Source organism: Mariniradius sediminis, from assembly GCF_021491425.1.
GTDB lineage: Bacteria > Bacteroidota > Bacteroidia > Cytophagales > Cyclobacteriaceae > Mariniradius > Mariniradius saccharolyticus.
Genome location: NZ_JAKEVZ010000013.1, coordinates 59,931 through 78,558 on the forward strand (window position 1 = coordinate 59,931; position 18,628 = coordinate 78,558).

The window sequence follows — 18,628 nt, forward strand, 5'->3', positions numbered from 1 at the left end:
AAATATTAAAAGAATTGAATTTTGAATTCCGAATTTGCCCATAACCCACATAACCGTGCGATATTAGTTAGTCTTTTTGGTCAGCTCGACGAAGAGTTGTTGACACAGATATTAAACAAAGGAGAAGCCCTGGAAATGGATACAGGGAATTTCCTTTTTCACCAGGGAGACCGAGACAATTCCCTTTACATAGTCTTATCCGGCAGGTTTAGAGCGCTTGCAGAGCAATCGGACGGCATACTTCATGCACTTGGCGACATCGGTGAAGGCGAACCAATAGGTGAATTTGCTCTCTTTATGGCCGAACCAAGGTCTGCTTCTGTAGTTGCCATTCGAAAATCCGTCGTGCTCAAACTGACAGAGGCCGAATACCTTGAAATCGTGGCTAACAATCCCGCATTTTCGACGAAGTTGACAAGGTTTGTAGTGAATCGGCTGCGAAGAAACAGCCTTCAGAAACACCTTGAGGTTTCTGCCAAAAACATCGCTGTGATCAATTTGCAGGCTGACAATGATATCACGGAATATACAGAAGCCGTTAAGGCCCAATTCGAATCCCTTGATGTAAGCATTCAAATTTTGGATTACGATTCCCATGCCAATCTCGAGCTCCAGGCCATGTACGATACCTTGGAGAAGCATGAGGGGCTCAATTTCCTTGTGAGCAGCGAAGATCACCTCGAGTGGTCCCGGCAGTGCATCATCTATGCGGACTTGGTGGTGATCGCGACCGATTTTTATGCAGATAGTAGCCTTCGTGAAATCGAAAGGAAACTGGATTTGTATTCCAACAATATCCTCAACAAAAAAATCTACCTGCTGCTACTACACCCTGAGAATGCCAAATTCCCTGAAAATACCAGGAGATGGTTTGAAAACAGGAACGTGGACCTACATATCCACTACCGCAAAAACCATGGTCCCGATATTCGCAGGTTCGCAAGGATATTGGCAAATAAGGCCATTGGCCTCGTGTTGGGTGGAGGAGGTGCCAAAGGATTTGCCCATTTGGGTGCAATAAAGGCGCTTTATGATGCGGGTTTGGAAATCGATTTTCTTGGCGGGACGAGCGCAGGTGCGCTTTATGGCATGACAGGCTCCTATTCGGATTTTGACAAAGAAAAGATTGACTTCTATTGCAAGGAGTCTGCGGAGAGTAAGCTCACTTCCAACGACTATACCATCCCGCTGATTTCCATTATGTCGGGGAGAAAAATGACCGACTATGTGAAAAAAATGATGGGCGATACCTATTTGGAGGATTTTTGGGTTTCGAGCTATTGTGTTTCGACCAATTACTCCAATTCTACCATAAAGATTCACGAACGTGGTTTGGCTTGGAAGCAAATTGCAGCAAGTATTGCAATTCCGGGAATTTATCCGCCGGTGGTTATTGAGAATCAGCTTCATGTAGATGGTGGGGTGGTGGATAATCTTCCGATAGAAACGATGTTCAAATACCCTGTCAAACATATCATTGCCATCTCCCTCAGCCAGTTGAAAACGCAGGAAGTCGATTTTGAGGAAACGCCGACCGCTTCACAACTTATCTGGAGCAGGGTAAGGGGTAAGAAGAAGTACCGTCTGCCCGGGATTAGCTCGATCCTCGTCAACTCATTGACACTCAATAGCAGGCAGAAGCAGGAAATGGCCAAATCCGGTGTTGATATTTACATCGAGATGGATCTCAAGGGCATAGGCATGCTCGATGATACGAAATGGCGGGAGATCGTGCAGAAGGGATATAATCAAATGAAGGTGGCTCTGGAGAGCTATCCGGATGAGAAAAAATTCTGGTGAGGAAGCTATTTCGACAGAAACAATGCTATCTTGGATAGCTGAGTAATTTTCTGAATGAAAAAAGGTCAAAACCGGCAAATGCCGAAGCGGATACAGTCTAAAACAATAATTTGAAGGCATTTATGGTGATTTCTAAAGAATCCCGGAAGAGATTGGGAATCGGTTTAATACCCGGCTTTTTCCTTTTATTACTGACTTTCGCTTCATCCGCCCAGTCCATCCACGAGCAGGTAGGAAGGCTTCCTATCACTACTTATACCACCGAGGAGTATGGGGGATACCCTCAAGTCTGGGCTGCGATACAGAGCGAGGCTGGATTGATGTATTTTGGAGCAACGGGTGGAATGTATGAATATGACGGAGTCTCTTGGCGTTCTATTTTTAATATCAGGGATTATGTAACCGTAAGAAGTCTGGCAAAGGACAGCAAGGGAAGAATTTTTTATGGTGGCCGTGATTTTGGCTATCTGGAAGTTGACGAAAAAGGTGAATCGAGGGCAGTTTCGCTCTTGCACCTAATTCCTGAGGAACTGAAATCAGGACTAACCATCGTTGATATCCTATTTTTGAATGAATTTATCCTACTTCGAAGTCCGAATTACCTCATCAGATTGGAATTGGGGGAAGATTTCACCCTAAAATCCCTAAAATCATGGCAGCCAGAAACACGGTTTGGAAAAAGTTTTTTGGTTGGGAATCAATTTTTTATCCGTCAAGTTGATCGAGGTTTATTCCTCTTGGAAGGAGAGGAATTAACCTTGATTCCAGGTACAGAAATTATTTTTGGAAAAGAGGCTGTAGTTATAATGCTTCCCTATCCGGAAAAGAATAGTAACACCCTACTTCTTGGTGGTCAGAGCATTGGGTTTTACTTTTTGGAAAAAGGTACTTTATCGAAGTTTCCGACCGAAGTAGACCGACTGATCCAAGAAGGAAATCAACTTTACGATGCAATTCCCCATCAGGGAAACTATATCCTCAGCGTCCTAGGAGTGGGAGTAGTGATCATGAATCCCAAAGGAGAAATACTCAAAAAGATAGGATCTGACCAAGGCCTACCCTCCGACGTAGTATATGGGCTTTATCTGGATAAAAACAATGGGCTTTGGGTAACCACTGAAGACGGTATGGCTAGGATATCCATAGATTCTCCGATTCTTAGTTTTCGAAAAGACTTAGGGATCAATTCAGCAGTTCGTTCCATCCAAAAAAAGGGAGCTGAACTCTATTTAGGGACTAATACCGGTTTGGTCAAATTTGATGCAATTGAAAAGGAATTCAAATCAGTCCCGCAAATCGAGAATAGAGAAATTTTTGGATTGTTGGGAAATGGGGATGATGTAATTGTTCCAGGATGGAAGTTGGATATCATTCGGAATGGTAAAGCCATTCGTTTGAATTTTCCTCAAGACGGAAGCCGCCCTGTTAGTGCAATTATCCCAAAAGATTACCCCAATCTTCTTTTAGTGGGAACCACCTCTGGGCTTCTGCTGTACGAAAAGGGTCTTTCCAAGCAATTCCCATGGGAATTAAAGGGAAAAGTTCCGGGAATTGGCCCAATCAGCAACTACTTTTTTGAAGGAAAAGATGGAAGCATTTTTACAAGTGATCAGGGAAAGCTTTATGCACTGAAAATAGAGGTAAAGGGGGTGGAACCCATTGGTAATCAGGTAATCAAATCGACTGTTTTTGATGTAGGCCCTTCGGATTCTTTTTCCAAGATTGATGGAGAATTTTATATGACTTCCCCTCAGGGCATGCAGAAGTATTCATCGGAAGAGAAGAAATTTGTAGCTACAGAAGACTTTAGTGTAGTGGAAAAGGATCTTTACGACTTTAACATGTTAAATTCAGGGATTCTTTGGTTTGAATCATCAGATAAAAAGAAGTATATCCTCAAGCGGAATACTGAAGGGAAATTTGTTAAGGACGAGAGGCCCAATTCCATAACCCCTTATTTGTCTCAAGTTGATTTTATCGACGAGGACAGCATCCTGTGGTTTGGATCTCCGAAAGGCCTGATCCGCTACGATCCCAAAAAAGACAATCAGACCGATAAGGAATTTTTTACACTGATCCGACGAATCGAAACCAAGACAGACACCATTCCTTTGCCTTTTTATGGTAGAAACAAAGGTCTAGCCCCTGTTGAAAGAAAAGAAAACTCCTACCGCTTTGAGTTTGCGGCACCTTACTTCGAAGACGAGAAGAAAACCAAGTATCAGACCTATTTGGAGGGCTTTGATCCGGATTGGGTGGACTGGATCGACAATAAGTTCAAAGAATACACCAATCTTCCTCCAGGTCCGTACACCTTTCATGTCAGGGCCCTGGCCCATACCGGAAGAATCAGCGAAGAGGCTGTCTATTCCTTTGTGGTATTGCCGCCATGGTACGCCACCTGGTGGGCGTATTTGCTATACGCCCTGTTGATAGGCGGTATAATCACCGCCATTGTGAAGTGGCGTTCACAAAAATTGAAAGCTGAAAACCGTATCCTGGAAGAGCGGGTCAATGAGCGAACTGCTGCTTTGGAAAAATCGTTGGCCGATCTGAAGTCCACCCAATCCCAGTTGATCCATGCGGAGAAAATGGCCTCTTTGGGAGAACTCACTGCCGGAATCGCCCATGAAATCCAGAATCCGCTGAATTTTGTGAATAACTTTTCGGAGGTAAGTGAGGAGTTGATCGAAGAAATGAAGGAGGAGATCGACCGGGGCAATTACGATGACGTCAAGGTGATTTCCGATGACCTCAAGGATAACCTCGGCAAAATCAAGTTTCATGGAAAAAGGGCTGATGGCATCGTAAAAAGCATGCTCCAGCACAGTCGCAAGGACAATAGCAAAAAAGAACTCACGGACATCAACCAGCTAGCAGACGAGTTTCTAAGGCTTTCCTACCACGGCCTGCGGGCAAAGGACAAATCATTCTTTGCTGACTTCCATTTGGATGCGGATCCCAACCTTCCAAAGGTTGAAGTCATTTCCCAAGAAATTGGCAGGGTTTTGCTAAATTTGATCAACAACGCGTTCTATGCAGCTTCTGAAAAGAAAAATCTTTTGGAGGAATCCGGAAACCTCGGGGATTTTAAGCCTCACGTTTGGGTCGCGACCAAAAATACCACTGAAAGCGTCAAGATTTCGGTTGGTGACAATGGCAATGGGATCCCGGATGACATCAAGTCCAAGATATTCCAGCCTTTTTTCACGACCAAGCCTACCGGGTCAGGGACTGGTCTGGGATTGTCTATGAGCTTTGATATTGTAAAGGCGCATGGAGGTGAATTGCTGGTGGAATCTGAGATCGGAAAGGGCACCGTATTCTCTATCATCCTTCCAAAAAAGCCTTGATATAAAATATTAACTTATGTTGTCGCATCATTTGTACCACATACTATCAAAAATGACCCAAAAGACGGTACCACTGTTTTTGCTTTTCATTCTCTATTTTGCTGACCATTCATTTGGTCAATCAAATGGAGAGTTGGGATTCCCTTTGATTGACAACTACTCTCCCAAAACTTATAAGGGCCATGGGCAGGTATGGGCAGTTATCCAGGACGATCGGGGTGTGATGTATTTCGGGACCTCTGCCGGCATTGTGGAGTATGATGGGGTCAATTGGAATCGCGTGAGTGTTTCGGATTCCATTGTCTTTCAGACGGTGAGGGCTTTTGAGAAGGCCGAAGGGGGGAGAATATATTTCGCAGGTGGGTTGAATTTTGGCTACTTGGAGCCTGACGACTATGGCAATTCGAAAGTGATTTCTTTGGTTGGACTGGTAAAGCCTGAGTTCAGGGATTTTTCTGATACCAGATCGATTCGCTTGCTGGGAGATTACCTTTATGTACAGAGTCTTGAATATATCTTCAGATTCAATACCAAAAAGCTTTCGGAGGGGGGTGAATTCAAGGCTTGGAAGGCCGATTCATTTTTTCCGTACACCATGGTGCTCGACGATCAATTGTATACCTTTCAACTGGAAAGAGGCCTTTACCGACTCTCAGGCGACTCTTTGCAGTTAGTCCCCGGTTCTGAGATCTTCAAAGGCACCCGGATTTACATCATGCTTCCGTACAACGGAAAAAAGGGTTTCAGGTACTTGGTCGGCACCTCAAGTGAGGGATTTTTCGGCTACGATGGCAAGACCTTCGAAAAGGTCGATACAGAGTTAGATCCACATTTGAAGGATTTATTCCTTTATCGAGCAATCAACTTACCAAACGGCGATTACCTAGTTTCGGTCATTGGCAAAGGCATCTTTGTGATGAGTCCTGAAGGAAAACTACTCCGGAACATCAATTACGACGCTGGTTTGCAGGATGAATCGGTCTATTGGCCTTATTTGGATCCTTCGGGAACGCTCTGGTTGGGGTTGGACAATGGCATTTCCAAAGCGGAACTGAGTCCTAAGATTACCACTTTTTCCAAACAATCGGGTCTGAAAACCGGGATACTGTCCATCCAACGCGCAAATGGAAGGTTGCTTATTGGAACCCCCACCGGGCTTTCCGCCCTCAGCAAGGCCACGGGAAGATTTGAACAGATTGACTTTGGAGGAGGGACACAGGTTTTTGATATTTTGCCAATTGGAGAAGAGGTTATATTCCGAAACATTAGCGGCCTTGGAGTACTCGACAAGAACTTGAAGCCTTCCTATGAGTTAGTTGACAATCGGCTGAGCGGTACTGTTTTTTTGAAATCAAGGCATTTGGATGAGAGAGTATTGATCGGTGGAGGATTTGGTGTCGCCGTGATTAGAAAGAACCAAAAAACCAATCGTTGGGAAAAGGAAGGACATTTTCCGGGTAGCTTTTTCGGCGTTTGGACTATGGCCGAGACCAATGAGGGGGACATTTGGGCCGGCACACAGTCAGGATACGCCTACAAAATAACGCCGGTTTTGGACCAAAATGGAAACATAGATTTTGATAAATCGAAAATCGTGCCCTTTGGAGGAGAAGGTCAGGAAAAAGCAGGCGATGGGGTAATTTATGGCGTGGCAGGTAAAATTTTTGCATTATCAGAGAAAGGATTTTTTTCATATAATCCACAGTCCGGGAAGTTTGAAGTAGATGATACGTTCGGCGAAATAGAGATAAACTACGCCTCGACAGACAACTTCAATATGAAAGAGGATGATTTGGGTCGGGTCTGGATCACCATTAAAAACAAGATTCGATTGGCTACGCCCCAGCCTGCTGGTGGCTACAAATTGGAGGATGACTTGTTCAACGGCTATCCATGGGAAGATATCACCACTATTTTTCCTGAAGACAGCACTACTGTTTGGATTGGTAGCGGAGACGGCCTGGTCAGAATGGAAATACAGAAAGAAAGATCAAAGGAGCGGCCATTCAAAGTATTGCTACGTCAAGCAATCACGAAACAAGACACATTGAAACTCACTGTTGTTGATAATATAGAACTCGAAAACAACAACAATTCACTCAGGTTCATGTACGCGGCTCCCTTTTATGAACAGGAAGAGCGGACTTTGTACCAGACTTTCTTAGAAGGATTTGATGCAGACTGGACCGATTGGGGAAGCAACTCTTACAAGGAGTACACCAATTTGGGTACAGGCACGTATACATTCAGGGTCCGAGCCAAGAACCTCTACAACAACATCAGTGAGGAAGCAACCTATAAGTTCACGATACTACCTCCTTGGTATGCTACTTGGTGGGCATATCTAATCTACTTTGCCTTATTCTGTCTATTGATTTATGGTATCGATAGGTTCCAAAGAAGGAGATTGTTGATTAGGGAGAAGGAGAAAGTCCGACAACGGGAATTGGAGCACGCGCGGGAGATCCAGAAAGCGTACAATGAACTCAAGAATACCCAGGAGCAACTCATTCAATCCGAGAAAATGGCCTCTTTGGGAGAACTCACTGCCGGAATCGCCCATGAAATCCAGAATCCGCTGAATTTTGTGAATAACTTTTCGGAGGTAAGTGAGGAGTTGATCGAAGAAATGAAGGAGGAAATCGACCGGGGCAATTACGATGACGTCAAGTTGATTTCCGATGACCTCAAGGATAACCTCGGCAAGATCAAGTTCCACGGAAAAAGGGCAGACGGTATCGTCAAAAGCATGCTCCAGCACAGTCGCAAGGACAATGGCAAAAAAGAACTCACGGACATCAACCAGGTAGCAGACGAGTATCTCAGGCTTTCTTACCACGGCTTGCGGGCAAAGGACAAATCATTCTTTGCTGACTTCCATTTGGATGCGGATCCGAGTCTCCCCAAAGTAGAAGTCATCCCCCAAGAAATCGGCAGGGTGTTGTTGAATCTGATCAATAACGCCTTCTACGCTGCTTCGGAAAAGAAAAAATTGTTGGAAGAATCCGGAAACCTCGGGGACTTTAAGCCCAAAGTTTGGGTTATCACCAAGAACGAGTCAGAGGGCGTGACCATTTCCATTCGTGACAATGGCAACGGCATCCCGGATGATATCAAGTCCAAGATATTCCAACCGTTTTTTACGACAAAGCCGGCCGGTTCAGGCACGGGTTTGGGACTATCGATGAGCTACGATATCATCACCAAAGGCCACCAAGGGAGGCTTGAAGTTGAAAGCAAAACAGGAGAATTTACAGAATTTACCATATTTTTAAATACCAAAAAGTCATGAAAATATTGATTGTTGACGATGAGCGTGATGTCGAGATGTTGTTTCGGCAAAAATTCCGGAAGGAAATCAAAACTGGAGGTTTGGAGTTGGTGTTTGCATTCTCAGGGCAGCAGGCGCTAGATATCCTAAGTGAAACCGATCCGCCACAGGTAGTTTATGTGTTTTCGGACATCAACATGCCTGGAATGACCGGTCTTGAACTCCTGGAAAAAGTGAAGACGAAGTTTCCAAACATCAACGTCAGCATGATTTCGGCTTACGGGGATACTGAAAATTATAACAAGGCGATCAAATCCGGCGCAAAGGAATTTTTTACCAAGCCGATTGACTTTGATTCATTGAGAAAAGAGATTACAGCACTTCTGAATTAAAACAAACTGCGTGATGGCAAAGATACTGGTAGTGGATGATGAGGCCGATTTGGAAATGCTGATCAAGCAAAAGTTCAGGCAAAAGATCCGGCAAAATGAATATGAGTTTGTCTTTGCCCTCAACGGCAGGCAAGCGCTAGAGCAGCTGAAGGAACATCAGGACGTAGATGTAGTCCTGTCGGATATCAACATGCCTGAAATGGACGGGCTCACCTTGCTTACCAAACTCAACGAGCAGCATGCGATCCTAAAGTCTGTGATCGTCTCCGCCTACGGAGATATGGAGAATATCCGAACTGCCATGAATCGTGGTGCCTTTGATTTTGTGACTAAGCCAGTCAATTTTAATGATTTGGAGATCACGATCGAAAAGACGCTTGCGCATGTCAAGGCCCTCAAAGAAACCATCAAGGCGCTCAAGGAAAACAACATCCTCAAGATGTATGTAGACCATACCGTCCTCAGTTTCATGGCCAGCAAGGAAAGTGAAAACTCACTTTTTGACAATGAAATCATTGACGGGACAGTCGTCTTTATCGATATCTGCGGTTTTACGACTATCAGTGAAAATCAGCCCGCAAATAAGGTCATCGGACTGCTGAATGCATACTTTGACATCATGGTGCAGGATATAATCCGCGAAGGAGGGAATGTGGATAAATTTTTGGGCGATGCGGTAATGGCTACATTCAGAGGGGAGTTTCATGCCGCCAGGGCCATAGAAGCCTGTATTTCGATAAAGAACAAAATTCACCATACCGAAATCGGATTGGATGTGATCGGCTTTAAGCCTGACGTTTCGATTGGGATCAACTCCGGTGACATGGTCAGCGGGAATATTGGATCCGCAACACTCAAGCGCTTGGATTACACTGTTATCGGAGACACTGTAAATGTGGCGGCTAGGCTGCAATCCTCAGCAGAGCGCGGCCAAATCCTTATCAGTGACAAAACCTACGAAAGGGTCAAGGAATCCTTTCATTTTAAGAGCATCGGTGCCCTGACACTTAAGAACCGGGAAAAACCAGTAACTACCTATGAGGTCTTGGAGTAAGCGTATTTGACCATTTTGATTACGGTTTCAAAATCCCTTCGACCCATCCAGGGGTTGAGCGGAAGGGAAAGAACGCGCTTCGCGAGCATTTCAGCGACAGGATATTTCTTGGAATCGCCAAAGGGCTTCATCCTTGGGAGGATTACGGGGTAGTGGATGGCAGTTCCTATTCCCAAATTCTTTAATATTTCGGCGAATTGATCCCGCCTATCTGTTTGAATCACAAATAAATGAGCATTGTGATTTTCCCCCAGAATATCCATTGGCAGTGTCAACTCTAGGCCAAAAAATGCCTCAAGATAGATTTTTGCAATTGCCTTACGTCTCTGTTGCCACTGCTCGAAATACTCGAGCTTGAGGTTCAGAAAGCCTGCTTGTATGCTATCCATTCGGGCGTTCCGACCCAATACAATGTGATTTCCCTTTTCGATCTGACCATGGTTGACAAAAAGCCGCATCTCTTGGGCGAGTTTTTTGTCTCGGGTCAACAAGGCGCCGGCTTCACCCAAAGCTCCGAGGTTTTTGGTAGGGTAAAAGCTCAGGCAACCAATATCGCCCCAGGTTCCTGCCGATCTCCCTTCTTGTATTGCCCCCAATGCTTGCGCAGCATCTTCAATGACCTTCATGTTTCTGGACTTTGCCCATGCATTCAATGCCTTCATATCGACCATCTTTCCGTAAAGGTGGACCGGGATAATGGCTTTGGTTGCGGCTGTGACATGGGTGTCAAGTAGTTTCAGATCGATCAAACCCGAGGTGTCGGTATCGACAAATACCGGCTTGGCACCTGCAAGGTAGACCGCTTCAGCCGTGGAGACCCAAGTCAATGCAGGGACCAAAACCTCATCTCCAGGACCGATTTCCAGAACCCTAAGCGCAATTTCCAATGCATCTGTCCCATTGGAACAGGGAATTACCTCATCGCTTCCGGTGAGTTCTTTCAGTTTGTTTTCGAGTAACGTCAGTTCATTGCCTCCGGAATAAATGCCCGTATCCATCATCTCTCCGAATTTCTTTTTGAGAGCTGATTTTAGATCGATTGGGAATTGGCTGAGGTCAAGAAATGGAACGGGTTTTCGCATCGATAAGCTCGGTTAGTCTCTGTGTAAGTGCTTTTCTGGAATATTGGTGGATTGAGGCCGGATCAGAATTTGCCGCATTGGGTTCGAAAGCGGAGAGAAAAGCCTCAATTTCGGTGAAGTCAGTGTGTGCAAAAACTTTTCCCACATGCGCCTCGGCTAGGATTTTGGCAGCATCTCCTTCTGGATCGCCCAATGCAATGATTGGCCTGCCTGTAGCCATGTACTCGAATAGTTTTCCGGGAATGTTTCCTTTGGCGTTTTTGGTATCTGTCAGGATCAATAGCAGCAGATGGGACTTTTTGTAATATTCAAACACCGCTTGATGGCTTATATAGCCCTCAAACACGACATGAGAGGATAACCAAGGATCATTTTTCACCGATTCCTGAACACCTTCAGAAACCAATCCGACAAATCGTAGTAGGACGTTTTTCTTCTCATTTTCAAACACTTTCTTGAAGGCCAGCAAAAACGGTGTCGGGTTTCTAATGGAGTCGATGACCCCGGTGTATAGGATTTCAATGGGTTCCTCGCTTTCGGGAGTATGGGGCCAAGGATGTGGCAGATCGGATTCGTCAAATCCATTTGTCAATAGATCGACTTTTCTTTCGCCAATAGCCTCAAGGTCGGACTGAAAGGTCGGACTGATGGTCGTCACGACATCTGCTTGGGAAAGCACCTGTTTTTCCAATTTCTGATGTCTTTGTTTTACCCAATCCACCATGGGCAAGGTATCCAAAAACTCCCAGGTGGACCAAGGGTCGCGAAAATCAGCCAACCAGGTTATGCCGGTTTTCCGCTTGAGCTCCAATCCGATCAAATGAATGCTATGTGGTGGCCCAGTGGTGATTATCGCATCAAACTGGCCATTTTTCATAAGGTCCAATAGAAATCCAACGGCAGGTTTTTTCCAGAAAATCCTCGGATCTGGAATCAAAGCATTTGCGCGGAGCCATATAGCCGCTAAGTCCCTCCAGGATTTCTTTCTTTTTTCAAGGATCTTTGCAGGATTTTCCCGTTGGTTTTTGACTTTTCTGAAAAGATCATATGGTTCCCAAATCGGGAATTTCAACACCTCGACATTTTTCGGGATTTCCTTTTCCAAGCCAGGATCCTTCAAATCAAAGTCTGGATTCTCTGGTGTAAAAATAACTGGGTCCCAACCAAACTCGGGGAGATATTTGGCAAACTTCAACCATCGCTGCACCCCTGAACCTGCCGATGGCGGCCAATAGTAGGTGATGATGAGAACGCGTTTGCTCATATTGTCCAGCAGGTCTTTTCGGTACAAAATCTTACCATTGAGGATCGATTAAATCCCTGAGGAACAGGTCATAGACATTTTTTACCTGAGACATCATTTGAGGTGAAATCTGGGGTAAACTGCCTGCCTCAACATTACTGGTCAATTGCTGGAGATTCGACGCGCCAGGGATAACCGTGCTCACTTGCGGAAACTGGAGTATCCACCTTAATGCCCAATGGGCGAGCGGAATGTCCCCCTTGAAAATCTCCTTCAGTGCTTCAACCGCTTCAAGGGCTAGGTCATAGGGAACGCCGGAGAATGTTTCTCCTTTATCGAAAGCCTCACCGTTGCGATTAAATGTTCGGTGATCCTGTGGGTTGAAGGTAGTATTTGCTGAATATTTACCTGAAAGAAGGCCGCTCGCCAAGGGTACTCTTGCAATGATTCCGAATCTTGAAATCTCGGGATGATTGAAGAGGGTTTCTGAAGGCTTCTGACGGAACATGTTGAAGATAATCTGTATGGAGGAAACAATCGGATAGCTCATTGCTTGGATCGCTTCGTCAACCCTTTCAACAGAAACCCCCATAGCCCGGATTTTTCCTTCCGCGATCAAGTCCTCAAACAGCCCAAAAATCTCAGGTTTTTGGTAGATTTTCGAAGGCGGACAGTGCAATTGGATCAAATCGATCGATTCAAGTCCCGTGTTTCGGAGCGAGTCTTCGACGTGTTTTCTAAGTATATCTACTGTATAACTTTCCGCGATATGGGGTGAAATCCGCCGTCCGCACTTGGTTGCTACATAGACTTTTTCACTTCTTTCCCTAACTGTTTTGCCGACAGCCGCCTCGCTGAGTCCATTGTCGTATACATCCGCTGTGTCAATAAAATTCACTCCAAGATCAATGGCGGCATGGATAATGTCCTGGGCGTTTTTTTCTGAAAATGGTTTTCCCCAACCTCCGCCGACCTGCCAAGTGCCTAGGGAAATGTCGGAAACTTGCCAGCCAGTTTTGCCAAAAGTTCGAAAGTTCATGAATAGGTGGTATTAATGGATACCTGCGTTTCGGGAAGCAATTTAAATTTTTATCTTTAGAACCGTTTTTATCCATTATGAAAACACGTAGAAAATTTATTCAAACCCTAGCTGTTGCGAGTGCCGCCACAGCCTTACCTATCGAACTTATGGCAGAGCAATCCAAAAAACAGAAAATGATCCACCAAGTATTCTTTTGGCTTAAGCCAGGAGAGGATGTCAAAGATTTCCTAAAGGAAGCCTCCTTCTTGGGCAAATGTAAAACCGTCGCAAAATCCTACATGGGTGTTCCAGCGCCTACTGAAGCAAGGGATGTGGTTGACCATAGCTACCAAGTGGCTTGTACGCTGTTTTTTGACAGCATTGAGGATCAAAACATCTACCAAACGGATCCCGACCATCTCAAGTTTATTGAGAGAAATTCAAACAAATGGGCGTCAGTTAAGGTATATGATTTTATAGTTTAAATCCTTTCTTGGATTTGATTCGTAAAGAGTAACAACCAAATAACAACTGAATGAAAAGAGTAAAGTATTCGAGCTGGGGCATGATTCTAGTCCTCATGCTTGTGTTTTCTGCCTGTGATAAGGAAGACGATGCGGGACCTGCACCGATTTCTGCCGCAGACCAGGTGAAAAAGGCGATTTTCGACAGCATGAAGGAGTGGTATTTTTGGGAAAACAGATTGCCGGCGACCTTTGATGCAAGCAAGTTTTCATCCAATGATGAGGTATTGGATGCATTGATGTACAAGGATTTGGACCGCTGGTCTTATTTGACAACAAGAGCGGCTTTTGATGCCGCGTTCACCGGTCAAGTCTCTGGCGCACATGGATTCAGCTTTGCATTTGATAGCCAGGAACGATTATTTGTCGCTTTTGTATTCGACGGAGGACCTGCTGGATTGGATGGATGGAAAAGAGGTTGGCAAATCACCGAGATCAACGGAAAGCCAATATCCCAATATAGGACATCTACCGGATCCTACTCTTTTGACTTGGGTGCAAATACACCTGGTGTTACCAATTCATTCAAATTCAGACTGCCAGACGGAACAGAAACCGCAAGGACTATCCAAAAGGCGGCATTCCAGAGCAATTCTGTATTGCATCGGGATGTTTACCAAGTCGGAAGCAAGAAAGTCGGCTATTGGGTATATCAAAGTTTCAGGGCAACCGCCGGTCTTACGCCGACGCGCTCCCAAGAAGTTGATGATACGTTCACGTTTTTCCAAGCACAGGGAATCGAAGAGCTAGTTATCGACCTACGGTATAATGGTGGTGGTTCTGTAGCCGTGACCGAGCAAATCCTGAATTACATCGCACCTGCCAGTGCCAACGGACGGGTCATGTACACAAACAAGCACAATGCCAACAAGTTTGATTTCAACAGGTCAGTCAATTTTAACAAGAAAGGGAGTCTGAACTTGAACAGGGTAATTTTCATCACCTCTCGTGGTTCTGCATCTGCGTCAGAACTACTCATCAACTGCTTGGAACCTTACATGGACTTGGTATTGATAGGGGATAGGACCTATGGAAAGCCCGTCGGCTCATTTCCGCTATCTGGATACAACAGGGTCTTGAGTTCAAACAATGTTGAATTGGTTCCAATCACGTTTGCGATTGCTAATTCAGAGGGCAAAGCTGAGTATTTTGAAGGCTTCCCTGTGAACTTCGCAGTCAATGACAATCCAAGTAAAAATTGGGGTGATCTTGAGGAAGACAGATTTAAGGCGGCACTCGATTTTATCGAAAGCGGCACCGTAAACGCGCGACTCAAGTTTGACTTCGTCCAACCAAAATGGGAGATGATCGATGCTTTCAAGGGCCTCCAAAAGGAGTTTCCAATGTATTAGGACTTTATAGGCCCCGAATCCGGGGCCTTTTTATTTTCTCAATACATCAATGATTTTTTCCAAATCCTCACTGATCGTGATAATTCCCAATATCGGCTCGTCCCGCCGCCCTGTTTCCGTGATGAGCAAAGCTTCGGCAGGATGCGGATTCCCAAGGCTTTCGACGAAATATTCACGGGCCGTGACAAAGTCCGTGTCTTTTTTGATGATGCGGTAGTTTTTTAATCGGGTGATACCGTTGATCACATCCTGGATACTTGATTCTCTGAAAAGCTTCAGGGGTTCAGGAGTCGCAGTGAGCTTAGCCATCCATCTTGCCATTGCCTCGTAGTTGATAAGACCCAATATGTATCCTTCTTTGACGATAGGCGCTTGAGAATAGTCCTTTTCGACCATTTTTTGAAGTACAGGGACCACATTCTCCTCCGGGGATACCGAGTAAACTTCGGAGAGAAAATGTTCGCAAACCAATGGCGGGTGCATCAGAAAACCCGCGATTTTCTCAATTTCCTCCACAATATCCTCTCTCGGGTCGGCAACTGGCTTGCCTTGCTTTTTTTCGGAGTGAATAATCGCATTTCTCAAATTCCCAAAAAGTCGCAGTTGTTCGCGGTACTGTCGAACTACTACGTTTTCATCACATGCGTCATCCAAGAGCGAGAAATAACTCACAAAATTTCTTGCTTCGAGGTTTCTTCTAAGAAAATTTTCGATGGCGTTGAACGATTCCAGAAAGCGTTCGGCATTTGATAGTTTAATTTCCATAATTGGTCGATATCGGGCTGTGTTAAAAATGGAGTAGGTTGTAATTTGGTTTTTCAGTGAGATTATCCGTGTGATATCGCTTGAACCAAGTGATAAGTTTGCTGCCCGATTTCAAGTTCTTCGTTTGTTGGGACCACGATTACCTTGACTTTGGAATCCGATCGGTTGATTTCGCGAATGCCAGAGGACCTTGCCGCATTTAGGGATTGATCCAATCGGATTCCCAAATATTCCATGTTTGCGCATACTTTTTCCCGCATATCCGTATCATTTTCTCCAATACCCGCAGTAAAGATGATGGCATCGAGCCCATTCATTGCCGCAGCATACATGCCGATGTATTTTTGGATGCGGTATGCATAGAGCTCATAGGCCAAGGCGGCGTCTTTGTCACCTGCAGCAATCGCATCCTTCACATCCCGCATGTCGCTATACCCACAGAGACCCAAAAGACCACTCTTCTTGTTGAGAATATCATTGAGCTCATGGGCTGAAATTCCCCGTTCATTGATCAGGTGAAAAATGATGGACGGATCGATATCCCCACACCGTGTCCCCATCACCAATCCACCCATCGGGCCAAGACCCATACTATGATCGACGGATTTCCCGGCTTCAATCGCGGTTACCGAACTGCCGTTTCCGAGATGAATGGAAATGAGTTTTGCGCCAGGATTTTGAAGGAATTTCATCGCCATCTTGGAAACGTACTGATGGCTGCTGCCGTGGAAACCGTAAGCACGGATCCCCATTTTTTCGTACATCTCTTTTGGTACGGCAAAGCGATAGGCTCTGGGCGGCATCGTCTGATGGAATGCCGTGTCAAATACAGCAACTTGCTTCGCTTGCGGAAAAATCCTTTCTGCCACTTGGATACCCAGCAGGTTTGGCGGGTTGTGAAGTGGAGCCAATGCAAACAATTCCTCGATTTTATCTTTGACTTCATCGGAGATAAGAGTGGTCGAGGCAAACTGTTCACCTCCATGAACCACGCGGTGACCAATCGCAATGACCTCTGACATATCCGACAAAACGCCCTTATCCTTCTCCAATAGGATTTCAGTAACCGTCACAAGGGCCTCCTCATGATTCTGGATCTTGCGTTTGATTGTGAATTTTGCTTCTCCGCCATCACGTGCAACCTTGTGGGTAATGATAGAGCCGTCCAAACCTATTCGCTCCACCAATCCTGTGCAGAGTGGAGATTCATTTGGAAACTCGAATAATTGATACTTTAGAGAACTACTGCCAGAATTAAGGACTAGTATTTTCATAATTGGAAATAAAAACAGTCTGAGCGTTTTATGGGATTGATGATATTTTTAAAAAGGATTAGCCGATTCGTTTTACTTTGAGGGATGTGCCTTCTGTGCTGATGACTTTGATTTTTTCTCCCTGATCGATAAACTCGCCCCGCGAATGGGCGTCGTAAACCTCGTCGTCGATGAGGACTTTACCGCTCGGCATCAGACGGGTATGTGCTATGCCTTCCTTTCCAAGCAGCGTTTCCTGGTATACTGTTGATGTATATCCGTCTGATTTGTCCAAAGTAGTGGCCAAGGCTATTGAACTGAATGCGCGCCATTGGTTCACTTTGGGTGCGAGTGTAAAAATCAGAGCCATTGCTGCAATTGCCGCCAAAATCACCGTAAGCAACGCTACGAAAAGTTCACCTGCCGGAACAAATGTGAAGTCGAATGCCTGATTCGGGATCATCCCGAGCGTGAGCCCAGTAAGCACGCAAATTATGCCCACGATACCCGCAACTCCAAATCCGGGAATGACGAATATTTCCACCAAAAGTAGAATACAACCGATAATGAATACGGCAATTTCCCAGTTTTCCGCAAGTCCATTGAGGTAGTAGGGTATGAAATAGAGGATGATGGCGACAATTGCCGCCGCCAACGGAAACCCAACTCCCGGCGTCTGCAATTCAAAGTAAATTCCAGCAAAAATCACCAGAATCAGGAAACCACTCACTGCCGGATGAAGGAAAAATGAGATGATGGCTTCGACATTTGAAACTTCGAAGGTCGATACTTCAAAATCCTCAAAACCCTGAAGTTTGATCACTTCTTCCACCGAATCTACCTCACCCTCGCAAAAGCCGTTTTCGATTGCTTCGGAAACCGAGAATGTGATGACCGATCCTTTTTCGCTCACGCCTTCGATCTCGATATCTTCGTCCACCATCGCCTCGGCGATTTTCGGATTACGCCCCTTTGCTTCCGCGGTACTTCGCATCATTGAGCGCATATAGCTTTGATATTTGTCTGGAGCCGCATCACCAGTATCTCCCATGACAACCGTGGCCGCACCGATACTTCCTCCCGGCGCCATGTATATGCTGTCGCAAGCTATGGAAATCAATGCACCAGCCGAAGCCGCGTCTTTGTTGATCCAAACGTGTATGGGATTTTCATACTCTAAAATCATGGTGCGGATGTCGTCCGCATCATTGACAGCACCTCCATAGGTGTCCATTTCGATGACGACGAGATCGACCTTTTGCTTTTCGGCCTCTTCCAGCGCCAACTTCACACGTCTATTCATCCGTGGATCGATATTGTCGTCAATCTTGAATGTGAGCACCTTTTTCCTTGAGGAATTTGGGCTATCCTGGCCTTTAAGAGCCCCGGAGAAAAGTAACAAAAACAAAAAGAAGGGTAATAGGAAGGGTTTCATGTACGCTTATTTTAAGCTTTGAATATACCAAATATTCCCCACGTCTGAATGAATCTGATTTGATCATTGGTTTGATTAGGAAT

General features: G+C 45.3%; 13 protein-coding genes. 7 read left to right on the plus strand and 6 right to left on the minus strand.

The window, feature by feature from the left end; all coding sequences use genetic code 11:
* The first annotated feature begins 21 nt into the window (after positions 1-21).
* The 5 genes from L0U89_RS15965 to L0U89_RS15985 all read left to right on the plus strand — a co-directional run bounded on the left by L0U89_RS15965 (position 22) and on the right by L0U89_RS15985 (position 9,870).
* Positions 22-1,800: a patatin-like phospholipase family protein gene (locus tag L0U89_RS15965; RefSeq protein ID WP_234862429.1), complete on the plus strand. Its 1,779-nt coding sequence runs from the start codon at positions 22-24 to the stop codon at positions 1,798-1,800.
* Positions 1,801-1,910: 110 nt separating this feature from the next.
* Complete coding sequence (locus L0U89_RS15970) at positions 1,911-5,153, plus strand: ATP-binding protein (RefSeq protein ID WP_234862430.1); 3,243 nt, start codon at positions 1,911-1,913, stop codon at positions 5,151-5,153.
* Positions 5,154-5,205: 52 nt separating this feature from the next.
* Positions 5,206-8,445 carry a sensor histidine kinase gene (locus L0U89_RS15975; protein WP_234862431.1) on the plus strand — a complete coding sequence of 1,080 codons (3,240 nt, stop codon included), beginning with the start codon at positions 5,206-5,208 and terminating at the stop codon, positions 8,443-8,445.
* Positions 8,442-8,816, plus strand: a complete 375-nt coding sequence (locus L0U89_RS15980; RefSeq protein ID WP_008628668.1) for a response regulator — start codon at positions 8,442-8,444, stop codon at positions 8,814-8,816. Before L0U89_RS15975 ends, L0U89_RS15980 begins: the two co-directional genes overlap by 4 nt.
* Before the next feature lie 13 nt (positions 8,817-8,829).
* Complete coding sequence (locus L0U89_RS15985) at positions 8,830-9,870, plus strand: adenylate/guanylate cyclase domain-containing protein (protein ID WP_234862432.1); 1,041 nt, start codon at positions 8,830-8,832, stop codon at positions 9,868-9,870.
* Here the strand turns inward: L0U89_RS15985 and L0U89_RS15990 are convergent.
* The 3 genes from L0U89_RS15990 to L0U89_RS16000 are packed head-to-tail and all read right to left on the minus strand — an operon-like array spanning position 9,852 to position 13,234.
* Positions 9,852-10,952, minus strand: coding sequence for a DegT/DnrJ/EryC1/StrS family aminotransferase (locus L0U89_RS15990; RefSeq protein WP_234862433.1), 1,101 nt, complete (start codon positions 10,950-10,952; stop codon positions 9,852-9,854). The two genes, L0U89_RS15985 and L0U89_RS15990, sit on opposite strands and share 19 nt — an antisense overlap.
* A complete protein-coding gene (locus L0U89_RS15995; protein WP_234862434.1) occupies positions 10,927-12,216 on the minus strand; it encodes a glycosyltransferase family 4 protein in 1,290 nt (429 codons plus the stop codon). The genes L0U89_RS15990 and L0U89_RS15995 overlap by 26 nt, the downstream gene beginning before the upstream one ends.
* A gap of 31 nt (positions 12,217-12,247) precedes the next feature.
* The gene (locus L0U89_RS16000; RefSeq protein WP_234862435.1) at positions 12,248-13,234 is read right to left on the minus strand and encodes an aldo/keto reductase; all 987 of its coding nucleotides are present in this window, start codon (positions 13,232-13,234) and stop codon (positions 12,248-12,250) included.
* A gap of 77 nt (positions 13,235-13,311) precedes the next feature.
* Between L0U89_RS16000 and L0U89_RS16005 the strand changes: the two genes are divergently transcribed.
* Positions 13,312-13,701 (plus strand): Dabb family protein, encoded by a 390-nt coding sequence (locus tag L0U89_RS16005; RefSeq protein WP_234862436.1) that lies wholly within the window; start codon positions 13,312-13,314, stop codon positions 13,699-13,701.
* Between the two features lie 50 nt (positions 13,702-13,751).
* A complete protein-coding gene (locus L0U89_RS16010) occupies positions 13,752-15,092 on the plus strand; it encodes a S41 family peptidase (protein WP_234862437.1) in 1,341 nt (446 codons plus the stop codon).
* A gap of 30 nt (positions 15,093-15,122) precedes the next feature.
* On the opposite strand, the gene L0U89_RS16015 is transcribed toward L0U89_RS16010, so the two are convergent.
* From L0U89_RS16015 to L0U89_RS16025, 3 genes are all read right to left on the minus strand, one after another.
* The gene (locus tag L0U89_RS16015; protein ID WP_234862438.1) at positions 15,123-15,857 is read right to left on the minus strand and encodes a CBS domain-containing protein; all 735 of its coding nucleotides are present in this window, start codon (positions 15,855-15,857) and stop codon (positions 15,123-15,125) included.
* Between the two features lie 62 nt (positions 15,858-15,919).
* Positions 15,920-17,131: an acetate/propionate family kinase gene (locus tag L0U89_RS16020; protein WP_255777916.1), complete on the minus strand. Its 1,212-nt coding sequence runs from the start codon at positions 17,129-17,131 to the stop codon at positions 15,920-15,922.
* A gap of 58 nt (positions 17,132-17,189) precedes the next feature.
* Positions 17,190-18,545, minus strand: a complete 1,356-nt coding sequence (locus tag L0U89_RS16025; RefSeq protein ID WP_234862439.1) for an NfeD family protein — start codon at positions 18,543-18,545, stop codon at positions 17,190-17,192.
* Between the last annotated feature and the right edge of the window lie 83 nt (positions 18,546-18,628).